The sequence below is a fragment of the Streptomyces sp. 2323.1 genome, assembly GCF_900221035.1.
GTDB lineage: Bacteria > Actinomycetota > Actinomycetes > Streptomycetales > Streptomycetaceae > Streptomyces > Streptomyces sioyaensis.
On the sequence record NZ_LT907981.1, the window covers coordinates 5,535,495 to 5,552,993 of the forward strand.

A 17,499-nucleotide genomic window follows, 5' to 3' on the forward strand; every position below is an offset into this window, starting at 1 on the left:
CCGCCTGGCCGGCGGCTCCGGAACCCCAACGAGGGCGGCACCTGTGCGGAGGTGCCGCCCTCGCTTTTCTCCGGACTCCCCCCTCGGGAGCTGCCGTCACCCCGGTCGGCGCGGGGTGCGGCCTTCAACGGGGCTGCCGAGCGGCCGGTTCCTTGCCCATCACCCCCCACGGGATCGAGCAATCCGGTCCGTCCGTGCCGCCGTCGAATTGAGTACAAGCATTCCTGCCGCTGCCCGGTGGCGCGAGCACTTTCAAGTCTGGCCAAAAGGGCATGGTAACCGCGCGTGTTGGCGTGCATACTCAGGCGTGCCGGGGGCCGACTGAGAAACCAGAGGTGGGGGTTCGGTGTTACGCGTCCATTTCAGTGGACTCGATCTGGCCCGTGTGCGCATTGCGGCACGCCCGGACGCACTGTGGGAGACCGTCTTAAGCTTTCATCGGCTACGTGACAGACGGGACGATTCGGCGTTCGGCAAATGGCGATCGGAAACACGGGGAAAGTTGAATGGCGAAGCGCGGCTGCTGGCACCGCTGGTGCCCACGCGCGGCTATTTTCCGGATTTCCTGACGCCCGCCGAAGGGCTGCTCGGCATGACCGACGCGCTCGCCGCACTGCGCGAGACGCCGGCCGCCCGGCTGCACGAGGAGCTCACCCGGCTCGCCGCGGCCTCCCGCCCGTTCCCTTCGTGGATACGGGAGATGGCCGAGGGCGACACCCGGGTCCTCGGCCGGCTCGCCGGGATTCTCCAGCGCTATTACGAGGCGGCCGTCGCCCCGTACTGGGCGCGCGTCCAGGGCCGAATAGAGGCCGACCGGGCCGCCCGCGGCCGGGCGCTGCTGGACGGCGGCGCGGACCGGCTGCTCGCCTCGCTGCCGGCGATGATGCGCTGGCGCTCGCCCGTCCTGGAGTGCGACTATCCGGTGGACCGCGACCTGCATCTCAACGGCCGGGGGCTGTTGTTGCTGCCGTCGTACTTCTGCCGGCGCACCCCCGTCACCTTCCACAACCCCGAGCTGACGCCGGTCCTGGTCTATCCCGTGGAGCACCCGGCGCCGCGGCTCACCCCGCAGGTGGCGCCCGAGCGCTCCCTGGGCCGGCTGGTCGGCCAGACCCGTTCCGCGATCCTCCAGCGCATCGGCGTCGGCTGCACCACCAGCGAACTCGCCCGCCGGGCCGATGTCTCGCTGGCCTCCGCCAGCCAGCACGCGACCGTGCTGCGCGACGCCGGTCTGCTGCTCACGCTGCGGCAGGGCAACGCCGTGCTGCACACCCTCACCCCGCTGGGCGCGGCCCTGTTGCGCGGCGCGCGTTCGGTGGAGGAGGCGGCGTACGAGCGGTTGAGGTGAGGCGGGCGGGGCGGCCGTGACGCGGGCGTCGCGCGCGGCAGGTGTGCCGGGCCCGCTCACTGGGGGCGGTCGCCCGCGATGGCGACCCGTTCGGCGACCCGGCGGTGCGTCCCGTAGTCGTTGACCGCATAGTGCTGGGTGGCGCGGTTGTCCCAGAACGCGACGTCGCCGGCCTGCCAGCGCCACCGCACCTGGAACTCCGGCACCTGCGCCTGCTGGAACAACAGGCGCAACAGCCGGTCGCTCACCGCCTGCTCCAGGCCGGTGATCCGGGTGGTGAACGACGCATTGACGAACAGCATGCGCCGGCCGGTCTCCGGGTGCCGGCGCACCACCGGATGCTCCACGGGCGGGAACGTGGCTTGGAATGGCGCGAGTTGCGCCGCGGAGTAGAAGCGTGCGAAGCCCGGGAGATAGTCGTGCACCGCCCGTGCGCCGTCGATGCGCTCCCTGATTTGCCCAGGCAAATTGTCGTATGCCGCCGCCATATCGGCCCACAGGGTGTCGCCGCCCGAGGGCGGGACCTCGCGCAGCTGCAACACCGCACCCATGGCCGGACGTTCCCGGAACGTCACATCCGTGTGCCATACGTTCTCGAAGGTCGGGGCGCCGCCGGCCGCCTTGTCGAACCGGACGACATCCTTCGAATCGCCCTGCGCCAGCAACGGATTGCTCTCCAACTCCCCCCAATTACGTGCGAATTCACGCTGTTCCACAGAGCTCAGATGCTGACCCCGGAAGAACAGCACCTTCCACTCCAGCAGCGCCCGGTTCAGCTCCGTGCGCAGCGCCCCGGACAGCGGCCGCGAGAGGTCCAGTCCACGGATTTCGGCCCCGATGGTGGCTGCCTGCGGTACGACCTCGAACCGTTCGTACGGCCGCTCCGCCCAGCCGTCAGGCGTACGACGCAGGATGCGCCGCCCTTCGTACAGGCCGTCGGCGGGGATGCGGTGGGGGCGCAGGACGGGCAGGGGTGTGGTCGTCAACGAGTCCTCCTGGGAGGCGAGAAGGGGAGGGGAGGCGAGGGGGAGCCCGTGGGCCTGGGGGCGGGGTGTGGCCGCGAGGCGGGCGCCGGTCGTTCAGGCCGGCCGGCGGCTCAGACCGTCAGACGCTCAGGCCGTACGGAAACAACAGGCCGGGGGAGACCCCACCCGGCCGCGGCGGCGCAGGAAGCTCATACCGCGGGGCGCGCACTCGCCGTGGGGGCCGCGGAACTGCGGCTCCACCTCACGGACGTCCGACTGCGTGCTCATGCCACGCACCGTACCCCATACGCCGGCCGCCGACGCCTCAGTCGTCGATCCCGCTGCGCTCCACCCCCGCGACGATGTACCGCTGGAGCAGCAGGAACACCACCACCAACGGGGCGATGGAGACCGCCGCGGCCACGAACAGCTCATGCAGATTGAGGTTCTGCGCGGTGGTGAACGTGGACAGCGCGACCTGCACCGTCCAGGCCTCCTGGTCCTGCCCGATGACCAGCGGCCACAGGAAGGCGTTCCACGCGCCGATGAAGACGATGGTGCCGACGGCGGCGAACACCGGGCGGGCGTTGGGGACCACGATGCGCCAGTACGTCCGCCAGTGACCGAGCCCGTCGACCCGCGCCGCATCCTCCAGCTCCTTGGGGAAGCCGAGGAAGTACTGCCGGAAGATGAAGCAGGCGAAGGCGCTGAACAGCGTCGGGATGACCAGCCCGCGCAGCGTCGAGAGCCAGCCGAGCGTCGACACCAGCACAAAGCTCGGTACGAACGTCACGGCCGCCGGGACCATCAGCGTCCCCAGGATCGCGTAGAAGACGGCATTGGCGTGCCGGTAGGGGATCCGGGCCAGGCCGTATCCCGCGAGCGAGGCCGGCAGCACCGTGCCGACGGTCGTCGACACCGCGATCAGCGTGGAGTTGAGCAGTGCCCGCCCGAAGGGGAGGTTCGGATCCCGGAAGACCTCGGTGAGGTTCGACCACTGCAGGGCGTGCGGCAGGAACGTCCAGCCGGGCGCCGTGATGTCCCGCTCGGTGGCCAGGCCGTTGCGCACCAGGAGGTAGAAGGGGATGAGGAACAGCAGCGCGAGGGCGATCAGGACGACCACCCGCAGCGCACGCCCGGCCCTGGTCAGCGCGTCATGCATGGGTACTCCACGAGTGCTCCACGGATGCTCACTCCTCCTTGCGGCCGAGGCCGAACCAGCGGGCCTGCACCACCGTCGCCACCGCGATGATCAGAGCCAGAATCACCGCACCCGCGCTGCCCAGCCCGAGATTCTGATCGCGGCCGAGCGCCGTGTAGTAGAGGTAGACCAACGGCGGCCGCGCATACGGCGGATAGCCGCGCGCATCGCTCAGCAGGTTGTAGAACTCGTCGAACGCCTGGAACGCATTGATCACCAACAGCAGCACCACCGCCACGGAGGTGGCGCGCAACTGCGGGAAGGTGATGTGCCGGAAGGTCTGCCAGCCGGGCCGCGCCCCGTCCACCGCCGCCGCCTCGTATAGCTGCGGTGCGATCCGCTGCAGCCCGGCCAGGAACAGGATCATGTAGAACCCCGCCTGCAGCCAGAGCCGTACGGTCACGATGACCAGCCAGTACCAGGGCGGATCGGTGGTCGACAGCCAGGCGGTCTGGTCCGCGCCGAACCACCCCAGCACGGTGTTGGCCAGCCCGAACCGCACCCCGTTGAAGAGCGACAGCTTCCAGATCACCGCCGCGACGACATACGAGCAGGCCGTCGGCAGGAAGAACACCGACCGGAAGAACGCCTGGGCGAAGCGCAGCCGGTTGACCATCAGCGCCAGCGCGAGCGCCAGCGCGTAGGTGGCCGGCACGATGAACGCCGTGAACAGCGCGAACGTCCCCAGGCTGCCGAGAAAGGCGTCGTCGCGCAGCATCGCCGCGTAGTTGCCCAGCCCGACGAAGTCCGCGCCGGACGGGCTGACCGTGTTGTGCGCGTCGAAGAAGCTGAGGTAGACGCTCCACACCAACGGCACGTAGGTGAACAGCCCCAGCCCGAGGGCGAACGGTCCGACGAAGACCCAGAACCACAGATTCCGCCGCTGGGGGCCGAGCAGCCGGGCGCCGAATGAGGGGCGCGGGACGGCCGGTGTCACGGCGGCCGCGGGGCGCTGCGTGGTGGCGACCGCCGCCGCCACCCCTTCGGTCCCTTCCGTCACTTCTTCCTGACCCGCTGAAGCTCGGCATTGACCTTGCGCACCACGCTCTTCAGCTCGCTCTCCGGGTTGGCACCGCCCTTGATGATCCGGCTCAGTGCGTCCTGGTAGGCCGTACGGTCCGCCGTCGTCCACAACAGCGGCTCGGCATGGCCGTGATCGGTCGCAAACCGCACCGCGTCCGCCGCCGGTCCCTCCCGCAGCTGCGCGGCCTTCCTCGCCAGCGAGATCCGGGCCGGGATGTGGAAGCCGTACGACAGGGCAAAGTCCTGCTGGAAGTCGGTACGGTCCACCCAGAGCCACTTCGCGAAGGCCTTGGCTTCCTTGATGTGGGTGCTGTGCGCACTCACTGCGGAGGCGTAGGCGCCCACCGGAACGGACGGTTCCCCGCCGCTGCCGTCCTTCGGGAACGGCAGCACCCCGAAGTCGTCCCCCAGCGCCTTCTTGATCTGCGGCAGCGCCCACAGCCCGGACCACTGCATCGCGGTCAGCCCCTGGAGGAACGCCGCCGGATCGGACCAGTCCGTGGGCGCGCCCAGCAGCAACGACTTGTCCGCATACAGCTGCCGGATCTTCCCCAGCACCCGGGCCGCCGCCGGATCGTCGAACCCGGCCCTGCCGTCCGCATCGATCAGACTCAGCCCCGCGGCGAACAACGGCGTCCCGCTGAGCACCCCGACGCCGCCGTCATTGCCCAGGAACAGCCCCTTGGTCTTCTTGCCGCTGAGCTTCTTCGCCCCGTCCACCAGCTCGTCGAGCGTCTGCGGCGGCCGGACCCCGGCCTCCTTCAGCAGGCTCTTGCGGTAGTAGAGCAGCTGCATGTCGACGGCCTGCGGGATGCCCCAGACCTTGTCCTGCCAGATCTTCGGAGCGAGCACGGCCTGGTGGAGGTCGTCCTTCACCGGCTCGACCTCGGCGGTCAGATCGACCACCTGTCCGCTCTGGATCTGGTCCAGCAGCGGCCCGTTGACCTCGAACACATCCGGCCCCGAGCTGGTGAGCAGCGCGGCCGCGGTCTGCCGGTCGTAGTCGCCCGGCCGCCACTGCACCCGCACCTCGGCCTTCTTGTACGCGGCGGCATACCGCTGCACGGCCTGCTGGGTGCCCGGCTCCCCGTACTGGTGGTACCACTGGCTGATTCCCGGCCCCGAACCACCACCGCCCCGCCCGGTGTTGGACCCGCAGGCCGTCGCCACCGCCGCGGCCAGGGCGACCCCACCGCCGGCCGCCAGCAGTCGCCGTCTGTCTAACTCCGTCATGGCACGTCGCCCCCTGCGCTCGTAACCTTCCGGCGATCACCGATCACCGATCACCGATCACCGATCACCGACGGTGCGACCGTCCACTCTGCCGCACGGGCGTGACGGGCGCATTGCATCCGGACGAATCCGGCGTCGGAGGCGCCTGAGTGGCCGAGTGGCCCGAGTGGCCCCGGCTTTCCGGCGGCGGGCCGTCGTCCGTCCCGGCGCTACGAACCCGGCGGAGGCGACGGTGCCGTAGCGCGGCTCACGCCGGTCGGTGCCCCGTGCGCCGGGCCGGGCCCGTCTTTCGCTCGTCGGCCGGGTCGGATCCGGACCGGCCGGGAGAGCCGGCAGGCACGTCCTCGTCGTCCTCGTCTTCGGGCCTCTTGTACGGCTCGCCGCCGGGGTACGCGGGTTCCATGAACACCGACGTGTAGTCGGGCTTGGCCGGGCGGGGCAGGGGCGGATTCATGCGGTCTCCGGTCTCGTGGCTGCACACAGCAGGGTGGTGGTGGGGGAGCGTCGTCCGCGCTGCCGTTCGCCCCGGCCGGTTCCTGCGCCGGTCCGGCGCGGGACGGCCGCCGGGCACGGAAGCGACGAAGTCGGCTGCGACGCGAAGCACTTGGCGGTTGCCGCGACGAGGTCCGGACCGTGCCGAACGGCGTCCGCGGTCGAACGGCATCCGTACGCGTCACGACCTGCGAGAAGTATCCCCCCTGCTGACAGTAGCTGGTTCTGCGACGGGATGAATTCCCGCCGGTCCGGCCGGCTGTAACGGGGGTGCGGGGCGCAGTCCGTCTCAGGGTTTGACGGCCTGCCGGTACAGCACGTCGCGCTCGCGCGGCGTCATGCCGTCGGCCCGCTGCGAGAGGTGGTCCTGGAAGGTCTTGTGGATGAAGGCCACACCGTCTCCCGAGCGTCGCAGCAGGGCGCGTTCACAGGCGAAGTGCACGAAGTCCTTGCGCAGGTAAGGGAAGAGGGCGGCGAACCGGACCAGACGGATGGCGGCTCTGTAGAGCAGGCGGGACGGTGACGTGGAGGAGATGAGCCTTAATTGCGCGATCTGGAACTTCACGGACATCAGTCGGAGCCGGCGGCCGCTGTGCAATTGCTCCAGCACCTCGGGCGAGGCCTGGAGCATGATCCGCAACGGGTCGCTCGGGTAGATGACCGTGACCTGGTACCTGCGCATTTCCCTGGCCATGAGAAGCAGGCGGCTCGCCACCTGGTCGACGCTGAAACGCGGTGGTTTGGGGTCGCCGCGCAGCGTGCGGTCCCGGGTGACCATACGGGTCAGGAAGGCGTCGTAGACCAGACCGCGCCGTTCCTCCAGGGTGCCGGCGCTGCGGACCGCGCTCTCGTCCACCCCGGAGTAGGCGAGCACGGCGACCCCGAGCATGAGGGGAGTGGTGAGCAGCTCGGCGAGGTCGGGGTCGGCCGCAGCGGCCGCGCGTAATCCCTGCACCCGATTGCCCGCCGCATGCAGAAAGGCCTGCACGGCGGCGGCCGGCAGCGGCTGCACCGTGACGGCGCCGTTCACGGTGAGCCGCTGTGACAGAAGCTGGTAGTCGATAAGGCGACACGAGATGGCGAGGGCGCAATGCGGATATCCGTCGGCGGAAATGAAGGCGTTGATCCGGGAGATGCATTCCTCTTGCCGTTCCAGGTCCACTTCGTCCAGGCCGTCAAGAATGAAGCAGATTTTCCCCTGCGCCAGCAGAGCGCGGGTGACGTCGGCGGATGTCCGGTAGCGGTGCTGGAGTTCGGAGATCAGCCAGTCGTCCAGGGGCCCGCCGCGCCAGTTGGTCAGGAGCAGGAACACCGGGACGGGCGCCTCGGCATCGGCCCGGGCCTCTTCGATAAGAGCGGCCGTCAGTTCCAGCAGATGCACCGTCTTGCCGGCGCCCGGCGCTCCGAGTACCAGCAGTTGCTGGCCGTGCTGCTCGAACATGGCCCGCAGGGCGGTGCCGGCGGGCAGCGGTGTGCCGGCCGCGGTGGTGAGTTCGCCCGACCCCCAGGGGTCATGGACGGCGGACGGAAAGTCCTGCAGGCCGACTTCGAGGCGGACGGCGTCGTTCCAGCGGAATTCCAGGTCATTCGTCCAGGTGTGGTGCACCCGGTGCACGAGCGCCTTACGGCCCCGCTGCAATTGCCCGGCATCCGCCTCCGCGCCGTCCCAGGATTCCGCCAGCCGCGCTCGGAGGTGGCGGATGTAGAGGGCGGCCCCCGCCACGATCAGGGCTCCCACACATGCTGCCGCCACCCGCCGCGGACTTTCCCCCACCACAGACTTCAGTACATCCGGAAACAGCCCCGCCGCCGTCTCCGAGCAGAGGTAAAGAACGAAGGCGACGAGCAATCCCCCGGCGCCCCAGGCCAGACGCCGATGCCCCGGCCGCCGTCTAGGTTTCCCCATCATGCCCCCACAGTGCTCACTGTCGGCGCACGACACTAGCAACGCACGTACGGGCAACTCGCGCTGTGGAAAACAGAGTTCGCCGACATTTTCTGTACGTTCCAGGCGTGGAGGACGCGTCGGGCCCCGGCAGTCGGTGGGCCTTCAGCCCGTCCTCGTCCGGGGCGCTCGGCATGCGCAGTGCGGGTCCCGGGTCCCGCGTTCAGGAACTCGGGCGCTGCTGCCGGTAGAGCGCGATGGCCGCTTCGGTGGGGAAGTTGGGGACGGTGACGGTTTCCCCGGTGTCCTTGGACACCACGATCTTCGCCCCACCCGGCGGTGCCGGCAGCGGATTTCCCGCCGCGTCGGTGTCCGTGGTCCGAGGGAAGGTGGCGTACACCAGGTAGCCGATGTCGAACTCGTGGACGTGCAGGGGAGCGGGCGAGCCGTCCGGCAGCTTGGGCTGGGCGTAGCGGCTGCGGACGATGGCGAGCGCTTGCTCAGGGGTGCTCGGAGGTGGCGTGGGGACGTCGTCCAGGGGCATAACGGTTCTCTCCTGATCCATGCAGATTCTCGCGCGGGAACTCGCTCACCGGATGCCGGGAACGGTCATCACGACGCGAACGGTGATCACGACGCGAACGGTCTTCACGACGCGAACGCCTTGTCCTCCGTCAGGTTGCCGTCCTTGTCCCATCGCCGGCGATGAGTTCGCCTGCCCTGCGGGCTGAATACCGAGTGCTCGGCCAGCTGGCCATTGGGGTGCCACTTGCGCCAGTCTCCGACGGCCAGCCCGAAGGTGGCCTGACCTTCGTTCTTCTTCGTGCCGTCGGAATACCACTCCGCCTGTGGCCCAGAGGGGACGCCCTCGACGTAGGAAATTTCTGCGATCACTCGGCCCGCGCCGTCCCGGTGGACGACTTCGCCCGTGAAGAGTTCATCTTCGTAGTGGACGCGCATATCGTCGTCCAGGTAAGAGTCTTCGTAATCGATGCGCATTTTTAATCCGTTACGGGAGGTATCTGGTTTGACTCGTCCTGGCGCCGGTAATCCCCGATCGAGTACACCTGGCGACCGCCGTAGCTCGGTACGTCCCTGAGCATTCCGTTGCAGTTCGGGCAGGCTGGCGCTGATTGGCCGGGCAGGTGAATGATGTTCCCCTTGTTCTTCCCCTTCCCTCGCTTGTCTTCGATCCATCGCGGGTCGAATCGCATGTCATTCAGTGTCTCACGGCTCAGCGGGGGCGGGGTCGAGTCATCCCCGTGGGCGTCGCGCCATTCCTTCTCCAACTGACGCTGACGGGCCCACAACAGCTCGTTCACGGCCTTTACCTCGGCGTGCCGCAGCGGATCGTCGAAGTAGGCCCGCCCGGTAAAGATCATCTCCGAGTTCGGGATCACCTTACCGTTTTCGTCCCGCTCTGCGGTGCCGTCCGCTGCGAGCCTGTTGCCCATCCGGATTTCATTCTCCGACGCCATGATCGGATGCATCCAGTTGGCCATGCCCAGGTAATTGTCCCGCAGTAGCGGATGCAGGTTCTCGAGGTCGATGACGTCCGTCAGCGCACCGTTGAGACCCTCAGTGATCATTCCGGTGCGTCGGTCGATCGCCAGGGCCGAACAGGGCCCCTCAAGCGGCGTCCGCATTTCGGCATGCCGAATTGCCCGCGCCTCGGAAAGTTCCTGCAGGTAATCCTTGACGGATTTCCCGTCGATGCTGGTGATCAGGCCATCGCTGTCGACCTGCACGCGCTCCGTGTCGTCCAGATCGATCTGCTCGACCAATCCACCACGACTCTTGTCGTCCACCCCGGAGTCCAGGTCATGGGTGTCAGGCGTGTCGCCGGGGTCGATTGCATCCGGCATGTGGGGTGGGTCGTCGACGGGGACGTCGCTTGCCGACGGCGCCTTGTAGCGCTCGGCGGGGTCGTCGCTCGCTTCGTGCTCGTTGCTGTGGCCGTCGTTGTCGCTGTCGTTGTGCTCGACCGACGGTTCCGGCTCCCCTGCCGGGTCGGCGGGGGCCTTGGGTTCCGTCTGTTCCGTCGCCTCGTGCGCGGCATCGCGGTGGTCGCCGGCGGGGGAGGACGGGTCCTCCGGGCGGGGGTGACTCGTACTGTCCGAGGCCGGGGTGTCGCTGGGCGGGGTGTCGGTGGGCGCGGATTGGTTGTGGGTGGTCTGGTGAGGTGTGGTCGTGGGAGGTGTGGTCGGGTGCTGTTGGTTCGGCTCCCGGTCGTTCGAGTCCCGGTCGTGCGGCTCCCGGCCGTCCGTCTCCTCAGTGTGGGAGTCCTGTTCGGGCGCCTGACCGTCGGGTGATGCGACCGGGGGTTTGCCGTACAGCCATGGGTTCTGGTCGTGGCGGAGCGCATCGGCGAGGTGGTGGGAGACGTCCGCACCACGGTTGTCGGGTGTGCTCTCGCGTCCGCCCGTAGTGGGGGGAGCCTGCTGCTGATCGGTGGGCGGGTGCTCGGGAGGCGTCGCCACCTGGTCGGCAGGCGGGTTGGCCGGAACACCGGACGTGTGGTCGGTGGCATCCGGCGGGGTGTCCGACGGGGTGTCCGAGGGGTCGTCGGCAGAGCCGTCAGCCGTCTCGTCAGCCGTCTCGTCGGGCTGTGGGTCTGGGGTGTGGTCGGGCTTGTTCTCGGGCTGCGGGTCTGCGGTGTGGTCCGGCTTGTTGTCGGTCTGCTCGGAGGGAGTGCTGTCCGGCTTCGCCACCACATGATCGGCGTGGAGCGGCTGGCGGTTGGCGTCTAGGGGGATGTGCCAGACGTGCTCTGCCTGGGAGATGTGGATCGGGTCGTGGCTGACCTGTCCGGTCTGCGTGTCGATCCAGATGACCTTGCCGTGGTAGTTGACGGCGTTGAAGGCATGGCCGCCGCCGTTGTCGGGCCAGTCGACCTGGACGATCGCTGCCGCGCCGTGACCGGCCTGCTGAAGGTCGTGAGCGATGCGGGCTGGGGTGTTGGGGTCGTTGCCCGCGCCGGCATAGGTGTGGGTGGCGCCGCTCCAGCGGATCTGGTTCTCGTTTGCGTCGTTCTCCGGAGACCAGGTGTCCGGGTTTCCGTGTTCGTCGGTGTCGGGCGTACGGGGAGCGGAGACCTGCGGATTTCCGTACCAGGTCTCCAGAAAGGAACGGGAGCAGTCGGCGCAGTTGTTGCTGCGTCCGGGGACGGTGTTGCCACCGTCGTTCTGCAGCTGACCCCAGGGATCGAAGGGGTTGGCGAACTGCTGTGGCGTGCCGTCGGGGTTGCGCGGGTGCGCGTTCTCCAACAGTTCCTGATCGTCGGGGTGCGGAGGTAGGAGGCCGCCGGTGTCCTGATCGAGGTCGTCCCGGATAGCACCGAGGCTGTTGGGGTCCTGCTGTTTGTTCTGCGGGGTTGCCGCGCCTTCCTCCCCGGCGGACGGCTCGTCCTGGGAAGGCAGGTCCTGGGACGGCAGGTTGGGGGACGGCTGCGGCGGGTGGTGGGGCTGTGGCTGAGTGTTGGGGGTCGGTTGCTGGGGCGCTTGCTGTTGCTGTTGTGGTTGCTGCTGGGGTGCCTGCTGTTGTTGGGGTACTGCCTGTTGCTGTGGCGGCTGCTGCTGGGTGTGGGGTGCCTGCTGCTGAGCGTGGGGTGCCTGCTGCTGCGCCTGCTGCTGCGGGCTCGGCTGCTGCGGCTGCGGCTGCGGCTGGGGCGTGGGCTGGGGCTGTTGGGTGTACGGGTTTTGCTGCTGGTGGGGCTGGGGGAACGGGCCGGGCTGCTGCTGCGGCGGCTGCTGGGTGTAGGGGGTTTGCTGCTGTGGCTGTTGGTGCGGTTGCTGGGGCTGGGCGTACGGGTTCGGCTGGGACTGCTGCTGGGTGTAGGGACCCGGCTGTTGCTGGTGGGGCTGGGCGTAGGGGCCCGGCTGCTGTGACTGCGCGTACGGACCTGGCTGCTGGTGCGGCGGCTGGGTGTACGGGTTCTGCTGTTGGTGGGGTTGCTGATACGGCCCGGGCTGCTGCTGGGCGTATGGGTTCTGCTGTGGGTGGGGCTGCTGCGGCGCCTGCTGGTGAGGTTGCTGCTGGGCGTGCTGTTGCGCCTGCTGGTACTGCTGCGGGTGCTGCTGGTACGGCGAGGGCTGTTGCTGGTGCTGCTGGTTGTACGGGCTCGGCTGGTGTGGGTGGGGCTGTTGGTACGGCCCGGGCTGCTGCTGGTGCTGAGCCTGCTGTGGGTGCTGCTGCTGGTACGGCGAGGGCTGATGCGGCGCCTGCTGGTACGGCTGCTGCTGGTGGGGAACCTGTTGGTACGGCGTGGGCTGCTGCGGGGGTTGCTGCTGGTGCGGTGTGGGCTGGGGCTGCTGGTGGGGTGCCTGCTGGTACTGCGAGTGTTGTTGCTGCTGGGCGTACGGGTTTTGCTGCTGCTGGGCGTGCTGCGTCTGCGGGTTCTGTTGCTGGTTCTGCGGGTGCTGCTGGTTCTGCTGGTTCTGCTGCTGGTTCTGCGGGTGTTGCTGGGGCTGGGCCTGGGGGACGTAGGGCTGGCGGTTGGCGTCGAGGGTGAGGTGCCAGACGTTTACGCCCTGAGTGTGGATGGGCTGGTCGCTGACCTGACCGGACTGCGCGTCGACCCAGACCACCTTGCCGTTGTGGTTGACGGCGTTGAAGGCGTGGGAAGAGCCGTCCTTCCACGCCACGACGATGATGGCTCCGGCGCCGGGCCCGGCGTTGTGCAGGTCCTGGGCGACGCGGGCGTAGCCCTCGGCCGTGTTCCCGGAGTGGCGCAAGGGCGTGTTGGCCCAGCGGTTGATGTTGTGGATTCCGCCGCGCTCGCCCGTACGGCGGTCGAGGCTGCCGTCGGGGTTGGTGTCCCAGGTGCGTGGGGCGGACACCTGCGGATTGCCGAACCAGGTCTCCAGGAAGGAACGGCTGCAGTCGACGCAGTTGTTGGAGCGGCCGGGGATGACGAGGCCGCCGTCGTTCTGGAGCTGTGCCCAGGGCTGGAAGGGGTCCGGGTGACGAACCGGCGTGCCGTCGGGGTGGCGTGGTACGGCGTCGGCCAGAAGTTGCTGGTCGATGGCGCGGGCCGGAAGCAGGCCCTGGGGGCCGCCCTGAAGGTCGTTGCGGATCTGGTGGAGGGAGTGCGGTGCGTCGGCCGGGAGCCCGTTGGACTGCTGCTGAGAAACGTGTGGCGGCGGAGCCTGCTGGTGCTGGGCCTGCTGAGGGTGCTGCTGGTTCTGAGCGTGCTGGGGCTGCTGGTGTTGCTGTTGCACCGGCTGCTGGGCGTGCTGCTGCGGCTGCTGATTGTGGGGTTGCTGCGGCGTCTGCTGCGGAGCGTGTTGCGGTTGTGTGTACGGCGTCTGGGCCTGCTGTTGGGGCGGTTGCGCGTACGGGTTCTGCGGTGCCGGTTGCTGCGCGTACGGGTTCTGTGGTGCCGGCTGCTGCGCGTACGGCTGCTGCTGGTAATTCGGGTGCTGGGGCTGCTGGTTGGGGTGTGGCTGGTAACCGGGGTCGGCAGGGTGCGGCGGCGTGTCCTGGTGCGGTGCCGAGGCCTGGTCGGTGGTGGTGGCGTCGTTGCGCGGGCGGGGGCCGTCCGGCCCCGAGGGGTCGGTGTGGGGGCCGTCCGACGGCGTCCCATCGGGCCGGTTGGTGTCGGGGTGGGTGCCGTCCGGGTGGGTCCCATCGGGCCGGGTGCCGTCCGGGTGCGTCCCTTGGGGGTCGTTGCCGTCGGGGCGGGAGCCGTCAGGGCGTGCACCGTCAGGCCGGGTCCCGTCCGGGTGCCTCCCCTCGGGGCCGGTGCCGTCAGGCCGGGAGTCGTCGGGACGGGCGTCGCGGGGGAGGGGGCCATCGAGGCGGGGGTTGTGCGGTGGGCGTTCGGGGGTGGGGTGCTGGGTGTGGTCGTGGACGATCTGGGAGCCGTCGGGGCGGCGGTTGGTGCCGGGAGGCGTGGTGGGGGTGTCCCGGCGGGGGCCGTCGAGGCGTGGGTTGTAGGGCCGGGACGTCTCTTCCCGGCGCGGGCCGTCGAGGCGCGGGTTGTAGGCGGGGCGCTCGGGGCGGGGCCGGTCGGTGGCGTCGTGGATGGCCTGGGAGCCGTCCGGACGGCGGTTACCGCCGGGGCCCGTTTGGGGGCTGTTGGACGGAGTGCCGCCGCGGGGTGGGGCGGAGGGTGCGGGGCCGCCCTGGGGCGGGATCGCGCCCATCATCGGGCCGTTGGCCTGGGGGGAGTTGGGCTGGGCCTGGTGCGGGGCGGAGGGGGTGCTGGTCCCAGCGTCGGCGGTGTGCGGGGTGGGCGGGGGAGCAGTGAGGGTGTCGGCGGACTGGGTGGTGACCGTGGTGTCGTCGGTGCCGTCGACGGTGGGCATGGGGTCGCCGGGGGCCGGGTCCCGCTGCTGGATGGGCTGGCCGGTCGACGGGGTGTGCTGGATGGGGGCGCCCTGGGGCGCCGGGCCGACGTGCGGCATCGACGGGCGGCCGCCGCCGGCGGCGGAGTTGTCCCCGTTGCCGGCTCCGTTGTGGGTCCCGTCGCCGCCCGAGTCGTGGGAGTCACCGTTGTAGGAGGGCGGATTGCCGGCCACCGGGTCGGGGGTCGGCGACGGTGAGGGCGACGGCGATGGCGACTCGGGAGCGTCCGGGCGGGCGCCGTCCGGGGAGTGGTCCGGCGCGGGTTGGGTGCTGATCGGGTCCGGGGCGGGGGCGGGGCGCGCTCCGTCAGGGGTGTTGTCGTGCGCCGGCTGGGTGCTGATGCCGTCCGGGTCCGGGCGTGCGGAGTCCGGGGTGGTGTCCCGTACGGGCTGGGTGCTGACCGGATCGGAGTCCGGGCGGGCGCCGTCGGGGGTGTGATCGGGCGTTGGGTGGGTGCTGACCTGGTCGGAGTCGGGGCGTGCCGAATCCGGGCGTGCCGAGTCGGGGGTGTGGTCGGGTGTCGGCTGGGTGCTGGTCGAGTCCCCGTCCGGGCGTGCGGCGTCCGGGGTGTTGTCGGGGGTGAGGTGGGGGCCGGCTGCGCCCGAGTCCGGACGGGAAGTATCCGGGGCGGAGCCCGAGTCAGGGGTGGTGCCCGAGTCAGGGGTGTGGGATCCCCCGTAGGGGCTGTCATTGCCGCCCTGGAAGCCCTCGTCGAAGGGGGAGCGTTGCGCCGGGGGCGGCAGGGGCTGTGCGTCGGGGACGCGGTGCGCAGGATCCGAGCCGCGGGAGGGGGTGTCGGAGGAGGACGGGTCGTGGCCCGCGCCTCCGCCGTTGTCCGTTCCGTCCGCCGCTCCGGTGTGGTCCGACGCACGGGGGCTGTGGGTGGTGGAACCGCCGCCGTCCGAGCCGCCGCGGTTGCCCCCGGTGCCGCTGGAGTCGTTGGAGGTACGGGAGGAACCGCCGCCGTCCGAGCCGCTCCCGGAACCGCCGTCGGAACCAGCCCCACTGCCGGACCCCGAGCCGCTGCCGTCCCCGCTGCGCGACCCGCTGGAGCCGCCGCTGTCCCCGCTGTTGCTGCTGGAGCCGCTGCGCCCCGAGTCGCTCGACTCGCTGTCCCCGCCGTCCCCGCCGCTGTCCCCGTGTTCGCCGCCGCGGCCGGCCGCGTGGTCCAGTCCGCCGCGGGCGCGGTGGCCCGCGCGGTGGCCGGCGCCGTCGCGGAGGCTCTCACCGAGGGACTCGCCGGTGTTCTTGATGGCGTCGGTGGCGGCGCTCTGGCCCTCCTTGAGGGTCCGGCCGACGTTGTAGCCGTTCTGGGCGCCGAAGTTCTGGTTGACGGTCTGGGCGATGAGGTCGGAGGCCATGGCCTCCAGTGCGGAGATCACCGGTTCCTTGGCGGCCTCCATGATCGCGTCAAGGACCTGCTTGGCCACTTCCTTGAGGATCTTGCGGACCATTTCACGGGTGGCCAAGGTGGCGGCCGCACCGCCGATTTCGGAGAGGCCCAGGGTGAAGGGGGCCGCCGCCTGTGCCGCGATGATTTCGGCGGCCAGAATTGCCAATTGGACGATCACGGCGATTTTCATGCCGATGACCAGCGCGGCGGCGGCCTCGAAGGTGAAGGCGAGGACCTCGGCCGCCTCACGGGCGTCGTGCAGATACCCCGAGCTGCCCGAGAACTTCTCCCAGGCCTTGCTGAAGCCCTCGATGGCATCGCCGGAGTTCTCCCCGAGGACATTGCTCGCGTAGGTGTTGCCGCGAGACTGATGTCCCTCGACCTCCGCCGCGAACTGCCTCCAGACCTGGGCGCATTCGATGAGTTTGTCTTCATCTGCGGTCGGCCAGTTGAAGCCGAGCATCTCCAGGACCCACTCAAGAGGATCCGGCAGCATGACAGACACGATGGAGCTCCCCCGTGAAAAACGTGCAATGAGGCGTGCGGCAGACGCAGGTGGTGTGAGAAGGCGGCCGGGTCAGAATCCGGAACCGGTCAGCGGTCTCAGTGCTGGACGGACCGGAACGAAACCTGGACGTTGGGGTCGGCCGTGGGGTCCCGCCACGCCTGCTTGTTCTCGACGTGCTGCTTCATCAGCGAGTCGTTGAAGTCCTCGTTCTCCGCATGGTTCCTGGACATCGACGTCAGCGCCTTGCCGATTTCCTGGAGCTTCGAGGAGAGATGGCCCATCGACTCGTTCATGCCGTCCCGCACGCCCTCGTAGACGACACCGAACTTCTCGCCGAGGTCGTCATCCCCCCAGGGCGGGGCGCCGTCCTTGCTGTCGAACGTCGTCAGGCCGCTCATGAACTGCTGGCCGAACGACTTCTCCGGCGGCGCAGCCTCCTGCCCATTGCTGGGCGGCCCCGCCCCCAGCGCATGCAGGCCGTCCATCAGCCGCGCGACCGAGGAATAGAAATCCTCGCCCAGCTTGACGAAGTTCGCCCCCTCGGCTTTGAGGCTCTCCACATCCGTCTGGAAACCACCGGCACCTGCCACAACGTCCCCCGGGTTCGTAATGGTTGCCTCATGAGTTCTTCAAGCCAAAGTTTAACGGGCGTTCCTGGCGCCCTGCCAGGAGTCCCCCGACGGGCAAATCCGCCGGATTCAGGCGCTTTTCGGGCGGTAGGAGCGGTGATAGAGCTCCACGGCCGCCTCCGGGGGGAAGTTGGGCAGGAAGGACACCTCGCCGTCGGACTTGGACACGACGACGTTGCTCCCTCCGGGCTCCGCGGGAGGGGCGGTGGGGTCCGCGGGCGGTGGCCAGCCCGCACGGATCAGGTAGCCGAGGCCGAATTCGTGGACGAACAGCTCGGCGGGGCCGCCGGGTGAGCCGACCTCGGGGAAGTGCTGCCGGCCGATCGCCAGCGCCTCGTCCGCGGTCGTCGGGACGGGCTGCGGGGTGCCGTCCCCGCCCCCGGCATGCGGCGGGATGGGGGGAGGCGTGGGAGGCAGGCCGGAGGGGCGCTCCGTACGGTCGGAATCGGCCATGGTGAGGGGCTCCCGTGAGGA

General features: G+C 69.7%; 13 protein-coding genes. 1 reads left to right on the forward strand and 12 read right to left on the reverse strand.

The window, feature by feature from the left end; all coding sequences use genetic code 11:
- The first annotated feature begins 502 nt into the window (after positions 1–502).
- The gene (locus CPH93_RS23780; protein WP_093483127.1) at positions 503–1,348 is read left to right on the forward strand and encodes an ArsR/SmtB family transcription factor; all 846 of its coding nucleotides are present in this window, start codon (positions 503–505) and stop codon (positions 1,346–1,348) included.
- Positions 1,349–1,404: 56 nt separating this feature from the next.
- Here CPH93_RS23780 and CPH93_RS23785 read toward each other — a convergent pair whose 3' ends face one another.
- The 12 genes from CPH93_RS23785 to CPH93_RS23835 form a co-directional block, all read right to left on the reverse strand.
- Positions 1,405–2,334, reverse strand: coding sequence for a TauD/TfdA dioxygenase family protein (locus CPH93_RS23785; protein WP_096214018.1), 930 nt, complete (start codon positions 2,332–2,334; stop codon positions 1,405–1,407).
- Positions 2,335–2,460: 126 nt separating this feature from the next.
- Complete coding sequence (locus tag CPH93_RS35875) at positions 2,461–2,601, reverse strand: hypothetical protein (RefSeq protein ID WP_159395046.1); 141 nt, start codon at positions 2,599–2,601, stop codon at positions 2,461–2,463.
- Between the two features lie 37 nt (positions 2,602–2,638).
- The gene (locus tag CPH93_RS23790) at positions 2,639–3,475 is read right to left on the reverse strand and encodes a carbohydrate ABC transporter permease (protein ID WP_096214019.1); all 837 of its coding nucleotides are present in this window, start codon (positions 3,473–3,475) and stop codon (positions 2,639–2,641) included.
- 28 nt (positions 3,476–3,503) lie between these two features.
- A complete protein-coding gene (locus CPH93_RS23795; protein ID WP_173910007.1) occupies positions 3,504–4,451 on the reverse strand; it encodes a carbohydrate ABC transporter permease in 948 nt (315 codons plus the stop codon).
- A gap of 59 nt (positions 4,452–4,510) precedes the next feature.
- Positions 4,511–5,770: an ABC transporter substrate-binding protein gene (locus CPH93_RS23800; protein WP_096214020.1), complete on the reverse strand. Its 1,260-nt coding sequence runs from the start codon at positions 5,768–5,770 to the stop codon at positions 4,511–4,513.
- 247 nt (positions 5,771–6,017) lie between these two features.
- Complete coding sequence (locus tag CPH93_RS23805; protein ID WP_093483123.1) at positions 6,018–6,224, reverse strand: hypothetical protein; 207 nt, start codon at positions 6,222–6,224, stop codon at positions 6,018–6,020.
- A gap of 327 nt (positions 6,225–6,551) precedes the next feature.
- A complete protein-coding gene (locus CPH93_RS23810; protein WP_096214021.1) occupies positions 6,552–8,000 on the reverse strand; it encodes an NACHT domain-containing protein in 1,449 nt (482 codons plus the stop codon).
- Between the two features lie 370 nt (positions 8,001–8,370).
- A complete protein-coding gene (locus CPH93_RS23815; protein WP_093483121.1) occupies positions 8,371–8,691 on the reverse strand; it encodes a hypothetical protein in 321 nt (106 codons plus the stop codon).
- Between the two features lie 104 nt (positions 8,692–8,795).
- Complete coding sequence (locus tag CPH93_RS23820; protein WP_093483120.1) at positions 8,796–9,146, reverse strand: toxin-antitoxin system YwqK family antitoxin; 351 nt, start codon at positions 9,144–9,146, stop codon at positions 8,796–8,798.
- A gap of 2 nt (positions 9,147–9,148) precedes the next feature.
- Positions 9,149–16,384 carry a toxin glutamine deamidase domain-containing protein gene (locus CPH93_RS23825; protein WP_096214022.1) on the reverse strand — a complete coding sequence of 2,412 codons (7,236 nt, stop codon included), beginning with the start codon at positions 16,382–16,384 and terminating at the stop codon, positions 9,149–9,151.
- A gap of 107 nt (positions 16,385–16,491) precedes the next feature.
- On the reverse strand, positions 16,492–16,956 hold the full coding sequence (locus tag CPH93_RS23830; RefSeq protein ID WP_093488659.1) for a hypothetical protein: 465 nt from the start codon (positions 16,954–16,956) through the stop codon (positions 16,492–16,494).
- A 138-nt stretch (positions 16,957–17,094) separates the two neighbouring features.
- On the reverse strand, positions 17,095–17,478 hold the full coding sequence (locus tag CPH93_RS23835) for a hypothetical protein (protein WP_096214023.1): 384 nt from the start codon (positions 17,476–17,478) through the stop codon (positions 17,095–17,097).
- Positions 17,479–17,499 lie beyond the last annotated feature (21 nt).

What these genes read in the sequence shown, in the direction of transcription:
- CPH93_RS35875 (WP_159395046.1), bottom strand. Translation starts at nt 2,601, where the DNA reads ATGAGCACGCAGTCGGACGTCCGTGAGGTGGAGCCGCAGTTCCGCGGC.
- CPH93_RS23790 (WP_096214019.1), bottom strand. Translation starts at nt 3,475, where the DNA reads ATGCATGACGCGCTGACCAGGGCCGGGCGTGCGCTGCGGGTGGTCGTC.
- CPH93_RS23800 (WP_096214020.1), bottom strand. Translation starts at nt 5,770, where the DNA reads ATGACGGAGTTAGACAGACGGCGACTGCTGGCGGCCGGCGGTGGGGTC.
- CPH93_RS23805 (WP_093483123.1), bottom strand. Translation starts at nt 6,224, where the DNA reads ATGAATCCGCCCCTGCCCCGCCCGGCCAAGCCCGACTACACGTCGGTG.
- CPH93_RS23815 (WP_093483121.1), bottom strand. Translation starts at nt 8,691, where the DNA reads ATGCCCCTGGACGACGTCCCCACGCCACCTCCGAGCACCCCTGAGCAA.
- CPH93_RS23820 (WP_093483120.1), bottom strand. Translation starts at nt 9,146, where the DNA reads ATGCGCATCGATTACGAAGACTCTTACCTGGACGACGATATGCGCGTC.
- CPH93_RS23825 (WP_096214022.1), bottom strand. Translation starts at nt 16,384, where the DNA reads ATGCTGCCGGATCCTCTTGAGTGGGTCCTGGAGATGCTCGGCTTCAAC.
- CPH93_RS23835 (WP_096214023.1), bottom strand. Translation starts at nt 17,478, where the DNA reads ATGGCCGATTCCGACCGTACGGAGCGCCCCTCCGGCCTGCCTCCCACG.